14 protein-coding genes are annotated in these 11,964 nt (G+C 44.2%); 8 read left to right on the top strand and 6 right to left on the bottom strand.

Annotated features, from left to right (window positions below; genetic code table 11):
* Positions 1 to 21: 21 nt before the first annotated feature.
* The 3 genes from A3735_RS26375 to A3735_RS26365 are packed head-to-tail and all read left to right on the top strand — an operon-like array spanning position 22 to position 3,731.
* Positions 22 to 807, top strand: a complete 786-nt coding sequence (locus tag A3735_RS26375) for an enoyl-CoA hydratase-related protein (RefSeq protein ID WP_068507218.1) — start codon at positions 22 to 24, stop codon at positions 805 to 807.
* Positions 808 to 815: 8 nt separating this feature from the next.
* Positions 816 to 1,703, top strand: coding sequence for a hydroxymethylglutaryl-CoA lyase (locus A3735_RS26370; RefSeq protein ID WP_068507219.1), 888 nt, complete (start codon positions 816 to 818; stop codon positions 1,701 to 1,703).
* A gap of 21 nt (positions 1,704 to 1,724) precedes the next feature.
* On the top strand, positions 1,725 to 3,731 hold the full coding sequence (locus A3735_RS26365; RefSeq protein ID WP_068507221.1) for an acetoacetate--CoA ligase: 2,007 nt from the start codon (positions 1,725 to 1,727) through the stop codon (positions 3,729 to 3,731).
* A 56-nt stretch (positions 3,732 to 3,787) separates the two neighbouring features.
* Here A3735_RS26365 and A3735_RS26360 read toward each other — a convergent pair whose 3' ends face one another.
* A complete protein-coding gene (locus tag A3735_RS26360) occupies positions 3,788 to 4,108 on the bottom strand; it encodes an antibiotic biosynthesis monooxygenase (protein WP_068507222.1) in 321 nt (106 codons plus the stop codon).
* Between the two features lie 268 nt (positions 4,109 to 4,376).
* Here A3735_RS26360 and A3735_RS26355 point away from each other — a divergent pair, with 268 nt between their 5' ends.
* Positions 4,377 to 5,156, top strand: a complete 780-nt coding sequence (locus A3735_RS26355) for an ABC transporter substrate-binding protein (protein WP_068507224.1) — start codon at positions 4,377 to 4,379, stop codon at positions 5,154 to 5,156.
* Between the two features lie 10 nt (positions 5,157 to 5,166).
* On the opposite strand, the gene A3735_RS26350 is transcribed toward A3735_RS26355, so the two are convergent.
* Together A3735_RS26350 and A3735_RS26345 are read right to left on the bottom strand one after the other, a co-directional pair.
* Positions 5,167 to 6,003: a protein-glutamate O-methyltransferase CheR gene (locus A3735_RS26350; RefSeq protein ID WP_068507226.1), complete on the bottom strand. Its 837-nt coding sequence runs from the start codon at positions 6,001 to 6,003 to the stop codon at positions 5,167 to 5,169.
* Between the two features lie 34 nt (positions 6,004 to 6,037).
* A complete protein-coding gene (locus tag A3735_RS26345) occupies positions 6,038 to 6,982 on the bottom strand; it encodes a chemotaxis protein CheV (RefSeq protein WP_068507228.1) in 945 nt (314 codons plus the stop codon).
* Positions 6,983 to 7,184: 202 nt separating this feature from the next.
* On the opposite strand from A3735_RS26345, the gene flgA reads away from it, so the two are divergent.
* From flgA to A3735_RS26325, 4 genes are all read left to right on the top strand, one after another.
* Positions 7,185 to 7,955, top strand: coding sequence for a flagellar basal body P-ring formation chaperone FlgA (gene flgA, locus A3735_RS26340; protein WP_068507230.1), 771 nt, complete (start codon positions 7,185 to 7,187; stop codon positions 7,953 to 7,955).
* Between the two features lie 90 nt (positions 7,956 to 8,045).
* Positions 8,046 to 8,348, top strand: a complete 303-nt coding sequence (flgM, locus tag A3735_RS26335; protein WP_068507233.1) for a flagellar biosynthesis anti-sigma factor FlgM — start codon at positions 8,046 to 8,048, stop codon at positions 8,346 to 8,348.
* Positions 8,349 to 8,378: 30 nt separating this feature from the next.
* Positions 8,379 to 8,852: a flagella synthesis protein FlgN gene (locus A3735_RS26330; protein WP_068507235.1), complete on the top strand. Its 474-nt coding sequence runs from the start codon at positions 8,379 to 8,381 to the stop codon at positions 8,850 to 8,852.
* 37 nt (positions 8,853 to 8,889) lie between these two features.
* Positions 8,890 to 9,513: a class I SAM-dependent methyltransferase gene (locus A3735_RS26325; protein WP_231872240.1), complete on the top strand. Its 624-nt coding sequence runs from the start codon at positions 8,890 to 8,892 to the stop codon at positions 9,511 to 9,513.
* Positions 9,514 to 9,542: 29 nt separating this feature from the next.
* Here the strand turns inward: A3735_RS26325 and cobO are convergent, their stop codons facing one another.
* From cobO to A3735_RS26310, 3 genes are all read right to left on the bottom strand, one after another.
* Positions 9,543 to 10,151, bottom strand: a complete 609-nt coding sequence (cobO, locus tag A3735_RS26320) for a cob(I)yrinic acid a,c-diamide adenosyltransferase (RefSeq protein WP_082865318.1) — start codon at positions 10,149 to 10,151, stop codon at positions 9,543 to 9,545.
* A 39-nt stretch (positions 10,152 to 10,190) separates the two neighbouring features.
* Positions 10,191 to 11,051 carry a cobalamin-binding protein gene (locus tag A3735_RS26315; RefSeq protein WP_082865058.1) on the bottom strand — a complete coding sequence of 287 codons (861 nt, stop codon included), beginning with the start codon at positions 11,049 to 11,051 and terminating at the stop codon, positions 10,191 to 10,193.
* A gap of 9 nt (positions 11,052 to 11,060) precedes the next feature.
* Positions 11,061 to 11,964: iron ABC transporter permease (locus A3735_RS26310; RefSeq protein ID WP_068566947.1), on the bottom strand; the 904-nt coding region annotated here is incomplete at its 5' end.

Below are 11,964 nucleotides of genomic sequence, written 5' to 3'. Positions count from 1 at the left end.
CAATGAATCAGGATATTAACCATGCAGCCAGCAAGTACTCTTCAATTTGATAAGCAAATCGCCACCCTTTGCTTATCGCGCCCTGAAAAGCACAACGCTTTCGATGACCAGGTAATTACCGAACTACGCGCACATATAAAAACAGTCAACGACTCAGATGCGCGCGTTATGGTACTCAAAGCTGATGGCAAACATTTCTGCGCCGGGGCTGACTTAGCCTGGATGAAACGTATGGCAACGCTAAGTCATGAAGACAACCTTCACGATGCACGCCAACTTGCTGCGCTTATGCAAGAGTTAAACGATCTTAGGATTCCCACAATAGCACGCGTACAAGGAGCCGCCTACGGTGGAGCAATCGGGCTTATCGCGTGCAGCGACATTGCCATCGCCGATGAGAAATCACGTTTCTGTTTAAGCGAAACGAAACTCGGTTTAGCACCTGCCACCATCGGGCCTTTTGTTGTTGAAGCCATCGGCCCTCGCATCGCAAAAAGACTATTCTTAACTGCTGAAGTATTTAAGGCTCAAGCAGCAAAGGGTTATCAACTTGTCCATGAAGTTGTAGCAACTGAACAATTAGATGAGCAAGTACAGGCTATTGTTGAACAAATTTTAACAACTGGCCCGCAAGCCAGTATTGCAGCCAAGCAGCTAGTGGCTGACATAGTGCAAGCTCCTGAAGACTTAAGTGAACGCACCAGCCAGCTTATTGCTGACTTACGCGTATCGGAAGAAGGTCAAAATGGATTGAAGGCATTTTTCGATAAGCAGCCAGCTCCTTGGATTAAGAGCAATAAGGAGTAAACACAAGCATGAGTGATCAAGTAAGAATTGTTGAAGTGGGTCCGCGTGACGGGCTACAAAACGAAGCTGGAATCGTAAGCTTGGAAGATAAACTCGCCTTAATCGAACAGCTTGGCAAGGCTGGACTGAAGCAAATAGAGGCCGGTAGCTTTGTTTCACCCAAGTGGGTTCCCCAGATGGCCAGTAGTGCAGAGGTTTTCACAAAGCTAAGTCGCAGAGATGATATCTGTTACTCAGCTCTCACCCCAAACCTCAAGGGTTATGAAGCAGCCAAATCTGTCAATGTGGATGAGGTTGCCATATTTACTGCAGCTTCAGAAGGCTTTACTCAGAAAAACATCAACTGCAGCATTGATGAAAGCATTGCTCGTTTCGAGCCACTTATTACCCAGGCCAAGCAGGATAATTTGCGCGTTCGAGCTTATGTTTCTTGCATTATCGCCTGCCCTTACGATGGCATCACTTCGCCTGAAAATGTTACTAAAGTCTGTGAGCGCCTGCTGAGCATGGGCTGCTACGAGGTATCACTCGGCGATACAATTGGCATTGGTACGCCCGTTCAAATAAAAACGCTGCTCTCTCAACTATTGAGACACTTCTCGACCAATCAACTAGCCTGCCATTTTCACGATACCTACGGCCAAGCGCTTGCCAATCAATACGCAGCCCTAGAGTTAGGCTACAGAACTTTCGATACCTCAGTAGCTGGCTTAGGTGGTTGCCCCTATGCAACCGGAGCCTCTGGAAATGTCAGCACAGAAGACACCGTTTATATGCTCCAGGGGGCTGGCATGGAAACAGGTATTGAGCTAGACAAGCTCATTGAAGCAGGAAACAGAATTTGCAATGCAATTGGCCGAACTAATCAATCAAAAGTAGCGCTCGCATTAAAATAACCAGACTCGGAACAGCACGACATGAATCAGCAAAATAACGAATGCCTTTGGCAACCTAGCATAGACCGCATATCGCAGACAGAACTGACTCGATTCATGTCTTATCTAAATCAGCAAAGCGAACATTCATTTGAAAGCTACGATCAACTCTATCGTTGGTCTGTCTCTGATAAGCAGGCATTCTGGTCACAGCTGTGGGATTTCTTTGATGTCAAAGGTCATAAAGGCGAACTCACCTTGCTTAATGAAGACAAGATGCCGGGTGCGCAATGGTTTCCAAATGCGACCTTGAACTTTGCCGAGAATCTGTTGCGCCAAGCTGAAAGCAGCCCTGCATCGATAGCGATTGTTGAACGTGGCGAGCATGGCCTTAGAACAGAGCTTAGTTACCAGGAACTACTCCAGCAGGTTAATAAGTGTGCCACATATCTTAAGCAAGTGGGCGTAGCAAAAGGCGATGTGGTAGCCGGCTTCCTACCAAATAGTTGCTATGCGGTGATTGCCATGCTTGCTACAAGTAGCCTCGGTGCAATCTGGACATCCTGTTCACCCGATTTTGGCGTAACAGGCGTGCTCGATCGCTTCGAACAAACTCGTCCTAAAGTCCTTTTTGCTACAGACGGTTATTACTATGGAAATAAAACTATCAGCAGCCTTGAACGTGTTAAAGCCGTCCAGAAAGGTCTAAGCGAATTAGAAGCCTGCATACTGATTCCTTATCTCAAGCCAAAAGATAGCGACAAAGAAGCCCTTGGTGATTCATTTCATACCTGGGCGGATGTAATGAAGGTAGAGGACAACAGCGCATTGTCATTCACGCAAATGCCCTTTTCGGCACCGCTGTACATCCTCTATTCATCAGGAACAACAGGCAAACCCAAATGCATTGTACATAGCGCTGGTGGTACCTTGATTCAGCACCTCAAAGAGCTTGCACTGCATACCAACGTCAAGCCAAATACCAAGCTTTTCTACTACACAACCTGTGGCTGGATGATGTGGAACTGGCTCGTTTCTGGTCTAGCCTTAGGTGCTACGCTAGTGTTGTATGACGGCTCACCATTCCACCCAGAACAAACCAGCCTGCTTGATATTGCAGACGAAGAAGGTATCGATATTTTTGGGGCTAGTGCCAAGTATTACGCTGCCTGTGAGAAGTTTGGTCTGTCGCCGAAGCATAGCCACCAACTTGATAGCGTCGAAGCATTCTTATCAACCGGCTCCCCCTTGAGCCACGAAAGTTTTGAATATATTTACCGCGACATTAAGACGGACGTATGCGTCTCTAGTATTTCCGGGGGCACAGATATCATCTCTTGTTTTGCGCTAGGAAACCCGAATCTTCCAGTATACAAAGGTGAGCTTCAATGCATTGGCTTAGGGATGGACGTACAATTTTTAGATGATGATGGAACTAGCCTTACACAAGGAAAAGGAGAGCTTGTTTGTAAGCAAGCCTTCCCTTCCATGCCAACCGGTTTCTGGAATGACAAAAATAACGAAAAATACCAAAGCGCTTACTTTAAACGCTTTGACAACACATGGGCTCATGGGGACTACGGAGAGCTTATTGTCCACGAAGCAGATAATGGAACACCAACCCAAACCGGCGTAATCATTCACGGCCGCTCTGATGCAATCCTTAACCCTGGCGGTGTTCGAATAGGTACTGCTGAGATTTATCGTCAGGTTGAAAAGGTTGAGGAAGTGTTTGAGTCAATTGCTATCGGCCAAGAATGGCAAGATGATGTTCGTGTCATTCTCTTTGTTCGTTTACAAGAAGGTTTAACACTAGACACGCAGCTTATCGATAAGATAAAACGAAGTATCCGCGAGAATACTACACCAAGGCATGTGCCCAATAAGATTCTTCAAGTCACGGACATTCCCAGAACATTGAGTGGAAAAATTGTCGAGCTAGCCGTTAGAAATGTCGTGCACGGCAAAGAGCTTACAAATATAGAAGCATTGGCAAACCCAGAGGCATTAAACTTATATAGCAACTTAGCGGCCCTGAAAAGCGACTAGCACAATGACTATAAAATCAATAGAGAAGGCAATCTTCTCTATTGATAATAGGCGCTTTACAATAAACCGTAATCGCGTTCCACACGTGAAACCCTGACTTTATAGTCTCTATACCAGCGCTCCTTTCCTAAAGACTGTGCTGCAGTATGTTCTAGATTATCTTTCCACGCTTTAATCGATTCCAGATCACGCCAATAGGAAACCGTCACACCTAGTGAGTCACGTGCTGACTCTAAGCCCAAAAACCCGTCTTGCTCACTGGCAAGCGCTTCCATACGAAGAGATGTGTTAGAGTATTCCTTATCATCGCTACTAAGTACTGAGGTAAAAATGACAGAGTAATAGGGAGGTTGCGGTGTGCCTACAATTGCGTCCATTCTGCTTATTGCTCCTTGTAAAAACAGTTTCTGTAGTGAAAAAACACGTTCCCAGCTTCAACTTACTAACCATAAATTTTGCCCGCGCCCTGCGGGTAAAAGCTACAGTTCAAATAAACTATTTTTTGCTCTTCAAATCAAGAAAAATTGGCTAGATTTTTTAACTCGAGAAGCCAAAACGAGGTTGGCAAAAAAATGCCTAAGTTGGACATCCAGCAAATTCAAACTATAATTTTCCTATGATTTCTCCGGATACGGATACACGATAATGCGAGCATTTATTTCGAAAGCCACGTTACTTTATCTGTTACTCAGCACCACGACCGCCCTCGCTAACAAACAAGATCAAGTAGCTATTTCTTTGGCCTTTACTTTTTCAATGCCCCCATACTTAAGCCAGGATAAAAAAAGCGGTATTGAACGTGACATTATCTATAGCGCACTTACCCAAGCAGGCTACGAATCAATTAGTATTGAGAATGTCCATTACCTACGCGCAATAGAGTTAGTTAAAAGTGGCAGCATCGACGCAATTGTTTCAAATCAATCAAATACGATCTATTCTTCCAATTTGCCGGGTATTTCCACGAGCCACAAAACACTTGACTATGTGGACTGTGCCATCTCACTCGCTAGCCAGAACCTACAACTTAAAACTATATATGATTACTATGACAAGCATATTTGGGCTTTCAAAAGTGCGAGCACTACCTTGGGCCAAGACTTTCAGCTTATGACTCAGAATAACAAGAAGTACACTGAGGATGTTGATCAATTAAAACAACTCGACATGCTCGCAATGAAGCGCATTGACATTGCTATTTCGGATCGAAATATTTTTTCCAGCAAACACAAAAACAGCAGGAAATATCAATCCCTGGAATTTAGCTTCGACAATATTGCTCCCCCCACTTCTCGAGTAATTCGATCGATGGATAGGACATTAATCCAAAAGTTCAATAAGGGCTTGGAGGGCATTCAGGGTAATGGTGAGTACCAGGCTATCTTGAGTAAATATAGAGACTCTTATGCGGGGACTTGCGAATAAACCAGGTTAATTAAATCGCTCGATAGATAATTCCTGGGCGGCACTGAATCATTTCAAAGTACTCCGATAAACCATTAAGTGACTCAGAAGCACCTAAGATCAAATACCCTCCCTTCTTCAAAACACTATGTATTTTGACCAGAATCTTTCGTTTTAATTCAGGTGAGAAATAGATCAAGACATTTCTACAAAAAACCACATCGAGATTAGTTCCAACTCGACCGTAACCTTCCATCAAGTTTAACAACTGAAAATCAATGCTAGTTTTGTACTCAGGTTTAATCTGCCAACGACCATCTTCAAGCGAACTAAAACACTTCTTCAAGCGTTGCTCAGACATTCCGCGCCCAAGCGCCAACATCTCATAGATACCAGACTTCGCGTTAGCAAGCACTGTCGGTGAGATATCTGTCGCGACAACCTTTACCCCCCCCTTCAATCTACCGGGCTTAGACTCTTGAAACTCTTTCGCAATGATAGAGATCGAATAAGGCTCTTGACCTGTTGAGCATGCTGCTGACCATATTTTCAAGGGTGCAATAGTATTCTGCTTATCTGCTTCAACGAAGATTTTTTCTTTTAGAACAGTAAAAGGATGAGAGTCTCGAAACCATAAAGTTTCATTTGTAGTCATCGCATCAATCACTTCTTCTCTGAGATTGCGATGTGAAATACTCTTAAGCTTGGACACGAGCTCACTTAGGCTTGCAATCTGATGCTTTGCCATCACAGGCTTGAGGCGACTACTCACTAGATAAGCCTTATTTTCACCCAACAATATCCCGCACGCTTCCTCTAGAAAGGTGCGGAATAAGTGATACTCCTGAGCTGAACTATCTAATTGCATAGCCACCCTTTAACGAGCATGTTGCGCTGTACATCTAAGCTTTCGTCTTGATACGATCAATGATATCCATCACTTTTTCCGCAAGTTCATCCGGACTAAACTTGGCCATAAAGTCATCGGCACCAACTTTTTCTACCATTGCCTGGTTAAACACACCACTCAATGAAGTGTGCAGCATAATATAAAGTGGTGCTAAACGATGATCATCCTTACATAAGGTCGTCAAGGTGTAGCCATCCATCTCTGGCATCTCTACGTCTGAAATCATCAAATCAATATGATCATTAAGGTGTGACCCGTCCGCCACAAGTTCCCTTAGATAATCGTAGGCCTGTTTACCATCATTCTTGGTAATTACTGTAATGCCGATAGCTTGTAGGCAGTTTTGTATTTGCTTACGCGCAACCACCGAGTCATCAGCGACCAGAACGGTAGGCGGCGATTCACTATTACGTTCACACACCTGTTCTACGAACTCTTCGTTAACGGTTTCTTCTACAGGCGCCACTTCAGAAAGAATCTTCTCTACATCGATAATTTCTACAAGCTTATTATCGATACGAGTGACGGCAGTCAGGTAATTTTCGCGTCCGGCACCCTTTGGCGGCGGATGAATCTCTTCCCAATTAAGGTTAACGATACGTTCAACATCACCAACCAGGAAGCCTTGAGTCTTTCTGTTGTATTCAGTAATAATGACAAAGCTATTGGGAATTGTCTCTTCCGCAATCGGCATCTGTCCTGTTGCCATCCCCATATCCATAATAGGGATAGTTCCACCACGAATATGCGCGACACCGCGAACAACAGGATGTCGTTGTGGCATCATAGTTAACTTAGGGCACTGCAATACTTCTTTAACCTTAAAAACGTTAATTCCGTATATCTGCTGACCCTGAAGCTTAAACAACAATAATTCCAGTCGATTCTGCCCAACGAGCTGAGTTCGTTGGTTAACACTGTCCAGAATACCGGCCATATATATAGCTCCCCTAACGATGTTCAGAGCGGTATGTTACTTGCTTAAGTATTTAGCAGAATGCTTGATACTTAAGCAAATAGGTAAAACCCTGAGCAACGATTTGTACTTTTGACGCAACACTCAGTTTACGCAATAAAGTACTTGTTATTACACGTGCTTTTTAATTTTTTGCACAGCTAACAATAGCATAGGACATAAAATGAAAATTAGTAGGCAAATATTCTGGTTACCGCTTCTTTTTCTGAGCACACTAGTTATCGGGAGCGAGACCGTAACTTTGGAGAATAAGCATAGTCACGCTACGCCTGAAGAATTAGCAAAGAATGAAACCTCAGACAATAACTTCGACCTTAAAACGCTAGTCTCGGCATACCTTGAGCAGTTAGCCGCTGATTATGCGGACAAAGGTTACCGCTCAGAATACAGGGTCGGCAATATTGATCCATACCACAAAAACAAAACATGTAGCGAGCAGCCACAACTTAAGCTGAATCGCCCTCCTCTCACACAAAACCGAATAACAATCGAGATTCGCTGCGAAGGTCTTAAACCTTGGAAACTCTATATTGGCTCAGAATTCGACCTTTACGCTCATACAGTTGTCGCAACGGGGGGTATCCGGCGTGGCCAAGTGATCTCTATAAATGACATCAACCTAGAAGAAATAGTTATTAACCGAACACACTATTCACATTATCAACAGCTATCTGACGTCGAAGGTATGGTAGCTCGGCGCTCAATTAGGCCCGGATCAACAATTCAACCTGGCCATTTAACACCGCCAAAGCTGGTTAAGCGCGGCGATAATGTTGTAATCGTTGCCAGCAATAGTGCAATTTCGGTTAGAATGAACGGCACCGCTATGACTGACGGGGCGTTGGGGCAGCAAATACCCGTACAAAACCTGCAGTCGAAGCGTGTTGTAAAGGCTCGCGTAAGTGAGCCCGGCCTTGTAATAATAACACTTTAGAAAAAAACATAATTTACTGTAAGATTTAGCTAAAGTATTAAGATCGCATGCCGATATATTAGGCATAGAAAGATTTAAGGATGCATCACCATGAATATTGATATAAATGGCATTGGCTCTAATCGCACAGATGGCCCCAAACGAAATCAGGCTGGAAAGTCTGTTGAGAGCATTAGTAACCCCGCTCAAGGGCAGCCCCCTTCAAGCGAAAATGCTAAAGACAGCGTTAGCTTTAGCTCCTCGGCACAAAATCTTGCTCGCATTGAAGCAGAGATTAAATCACTGCCTGAAGTAAACCAAAGCCGCGTCGATGAGGTAAAAGCTCGTATAGAACGTGGTGAATATCAGCCAGACTCTGATAACTTGGCTCGAAAAATGCTTGATTTGGGGTAATTATCATTAATTACTCCAATGAGGTCTACTATGTCAGAGTTTACCGAGCAGCTTAAGAACTTACTCCGTCAAGATATTGTCGATCTAGATACCTTAAAGAAGCTCTTGGACCAAGAAAAGCAAACCCTAACAACGCGCAACACCGATCAAATTTCTCTATTATCCAAACACAAAACTCAAACTGTCCAACAATTAGAGTCTCGCGGAAAAATTAAGGCCAGGTTAATAGCCGAGTCTGGGCTTGGCATTAAACCTGGACACGTTGAGGAAAAGCTACAAACACTAAATGATGATGATTTAGTTAACTTATGGCAAACTTCCCGCGAGAAAATGCAACAATGCAAAGATACTAACCAGGTCAACGGAAGCATTATTAGTCGCTCCTTACAGCGCACGAATAAGTTGATGACAATCATCCGCGGCCAAAACAAAACGCAAAATCTTTATGGCCAACAAGGTAAAGAGCAAAGTTACGGATCCACCCATCGCATTGGCCAGGCCTGATACCCCACCCCCAACTACTCATGAATGCCCTTTATGCTTGTCAAAAGAAACAAGGGCTATTCACCGAGATTCACACAGCAAAGTAGACAGAGAATACCTTAACTGTGCGCACTGTGACCTGATATTTGTTCCTAAGCAGTTTCACATCTCGCCCGGGTATGAAAAATCAATCTATGATTTGCATGAAAACAACCCCGAAGACAAAGGATATCGGCGCTTTCTAGAGAAGTTATCTATGCCGCTGATATCTCAACTAGAACCCTTTGCCAATGGGCTTGATTTCGGCTGCGGACCCGGACCAACTTTATCAATCATGATGCGTGAAAAGGGCTTTAACGTAGAAGAGTACGATCCTTTCTACATGCCAGACAAAAGCCCTTTAAGTGGCCGCTACGACTTTATTACCAGTACAGAGGTTGTCGAACATCTGAGCAAGCCAAAAGAGGTATTTGAGCTCTTGTTTAAGATGCTGAAAAAGAAAGGAGTCTTGGGCATTATGACAAAACAACCCCCAAAGCAAGGCATCGTGAATTGGCAGTATACGAAAGACCCAACTCACATCAGCTTCTATTCCGTTAAAACCTTTCAATATATTGCTGCATTGTTCGACTGCCAGCTAGAGGTCATCTCTTACGACACAGTATTGCTAATCAAAAGATAAAACAGTACTCATTTACTTTTGCTCAGCGCCTAATAATCAACCCCTTCACGAGCCTTAACGCCCGCCTTATAGGCGTGCTTGATCTCTTTAATCTCTGATACCGTATCAGCTAACTCCTGCAACGCAGAGCCACCACCTCGTCCGGTAACAATCACGCTTTGCTCAAAAGGCCTATCTCGCAAAGCAGAAAGAATTCGTTCTTCTTCAAGGTATTTATAGGCAATCATATAGGTCAGCTCATCCAGCACGACCAAGTTGTAGCTGTCATCTGCAAGCATTTTCTCCGCTACCTTCCAGGTTTTTTCGGCCGCTTCGATATCTGCTTCTCGATCTTGCGTGTTCCAGGTAAAGCCAGTCCCCATTTGATAGAAGTCTACATCTGGCAATTTGTTTTTTAAGTAAAGCTCTTCACCTGAAAGCTGTGCCCCCTTGATAAACTGTACTACTCCAACCTTATGGTCATAGCCCAAGGCCCGCAAAACCATGCCAAAAGCAGAACTGCTCTTTCCCTTGCCATTTCCTGTAAGCACTATTAAGACACCACGTTCAATATTGGCTGCCTCGATATTAGCGTCTACATTGGCCTTTTGTTTTTGCATCTTCTTTTTATGTGAAGCATTTTTATCTTGCTTTTCCAAGGTCGTACTCCTTCAGGAAGGTAGGTTAGATTATTTATTTTATGAGCGGGCTCTGACTTGATCTAAAGCACTGCAAACGGACTTCATTCCATCAATCACGCGAAGTGAAAAACGATGCATTACGTCACCATTCACGGAAAATATATGCTGATTTCTTACTGCTGGAATCTCGCGCCAGGTAGCCCATTGTTGTGCATCGCCCAATTCTGCACCATGATGCGAAGGAACAATGATCACTTTAGGTTTCGCCTTGAGAATAACCTCTAGACTCACTTGCGGATAATCTAGCGAAGTATCATCAAATATATTTACTCCACCACAACTCGTTAAAATTTCATTGATCCAGCTGCCCGCACCTATCGTTCTTAAGGGCTCATTCCACAACTGGTAAAAGAAGCTTATTGGCGCTTTATGATGATTCTCTTTCTGTATGCCCTGCCAGTCTTGCTTAAACGTTGCAACGAGCTCCGCGGCTTTCGCATTCAGCCCAGTCAAGGCCCCCAGCTCTATGATTTCCGTTTCAATATCTGCCATACGCTTGGTTTCACTACGATAGACCTTTAAGCCCAAGCGTTCTAGGCGATCAATATCACCGGCAGGATTGCCTCCTTCCCAAGCAACAATCAAGTCCGGTTTTAAGGCGAGCACACTCTCAAGTTGAATCCCATTGTAACCACCGACCTGAGGTATTCTCTTAGCTTCATCAGGAAAATCAGCATAGCTTGTCGTTGCTACGATTCTACTTCCAGCACCTAGAGAAAATAATAACTCAACTGAGTGTGGAGAAAGCGCTACGATTCGCTTTGCAACAAAGGGTGCGTGGGAAGTTTCGTCACTATGAGACAAGGAAGCTTGAAAAGCCAAGACTAGCAAAAGCAATAGATTAAGTACTCTGAACATAAGCACGATTTACCATCCTCGACGACGAAGAACCAGAAGAAAGAAGGCACTACCAATTGCTGCTGTAATGACACCAACGGGTAGCTCATTATTATCGATCAAGGTACGTGCAAGCACATCAACCCATACCATGAAACAACCACCCAATAATACACACGCCGTTAAAACGTGCTTACTCCGGCGCTCTAGCAACCTTCTAACAATATGGGGCACCATTAAACCAACAAAGCCTATGCCACCACAATTTGCAACCAACGTTGCCGTTAACAAAGAACTAAGCAATAACATAGAAATTCGCAAACGCTTTACATCCACTCCTAATGCGGTCGCACTTTCATCCCCCGCAAGCATGACACGCAAACGCCGGTGATTGGCAAAAAATATTGCGATACAAATAAGAATAACTAAAGACGGCATCCATAATGCTCCCCAGTGAGCTTTACTAAAACTACCCATAGTCCAAAAAATAAGCGATGCAACGGCTTGAGCATCAGCCATATATAAAACCAAGCTCGTTGCCGCGCTGAACATAAAAGAAACCGCAACGCCGGCTAATAACATTCGTTCAATTTGCGCCCCCATACCCGAAAGAGAGATAACCAGAATAACCGACACAGCACTGCCAATAAACGCTCCAGCAGTGATACCGAGATCATACAGACCAGCATCACTTAGCATTGAACTAGCTCCACCTGCGGCAATGACCAGCACAGCGCCAAATGAGGCGCCTGAGGAAATACCAAACAAATAAGGGTCAGCCAGCGGATTTCGAGTAACCGTTTGCAGAACTGCACCGGCTAAAGACAAACCAGCCCCCGCAAAGAAAGCAAGTATCAGGCGTGGAAGACGCAGATCGAGTAGTACTTGCTCATGGATAGGGTCTGCCGATGCCTCACCCGTAATAACACTAATG

Source organism: Oleiphilus sp. HI0061 (assembly GCF_001635675.1).
The sequence above is the reverse complement of the archived record's forward strand: the minus strand, read 5'-3'. Positions and strand labels throughout refer to the sequence as shown.

What these genes read in the sequence shown, in the direction of transcription:
- flgA (WP_068507230.1), top strand. Translation starts at nt 7,185, where the DNA reads ATGAAAATTAGTAGGCAAATATTCTGGTTACCGCTTCTTTTTCTGAGC.
- A3735_RS26365 (WP_068507221.1), top strand. Translation starts at nt 1,725, where the DNA reads ATGAATCAGCAAAATAACGAATGCCTTTGGCAACCTAGCATAGACCGC.
- A3735_RS26315 (WP_082865058.1), bottom strand. Translation starts at nt 11,051, where the DNA reads ATGTTCAGAGTACTTAATCTATTGCTTTTGCTAGTCTTGGCTTTTCAA.
- A3735_RS26375 (WP_068507218.1), top strand. Translation starts at nt 22, where the DNA reads ATGCAGCCAGCAAGTACTCTTCAATTTGATAAGCAAATCGCCACCCTT.
- flgM (WP_068507233.1), top strand. Translation starts at nt 8,046, where the DNA reads ATGAATATTGATATAAATGGCATTGGCTCTAATCGCACAGATGGCCCC.
- A3735_RS26345 (WP_068507228.1), bottom strand. Translation starts at nt 6,982, where the DNA reads ATGGCCGGTATTCTGGACAGTGTTAACCAACGAACTCAGCTCGTTGGG.
- A3735_RS26350 (WP_068507226.1), bottom strand. Translation starts at nt 6,003, where the DNA reads ATGCAATTAGATAGTTCAGCTCAGGAGTATCACTTATTCCGCACCTTT.
- A3735_RS26330 (WP_068507235.1), top strand. Translation starts at nt 8,379, where the DNA reads ATGTCAGAGTTTACCGAGCAGCTTAAGAACTTACTCCGTCAAGATATT.
- A3735_RS26370 (WP_068507219.1), top strand. Translation starts at nt 816, where the DNA reads ATGAGTGATCAAGTAAGAATTGTTGAAGTGGGTCCGCGTGACGGGCTA.
- A3735_RS26355 (WP_068507224.1), top strand. Translation starts at nt 4,377, where the DNA reads ATGCGAGCATTTATTTCGAAAGCCACGTTACTTTATCTGTTACTCAGC.
- A3735_RS26360 (WP_068507222.1), bottom strand. Translation starts at nt 4,108, where the DNA reads ATGGACGCAATTGTAGGCACACCGCAACCTCCCTATTACTCTGTCATT.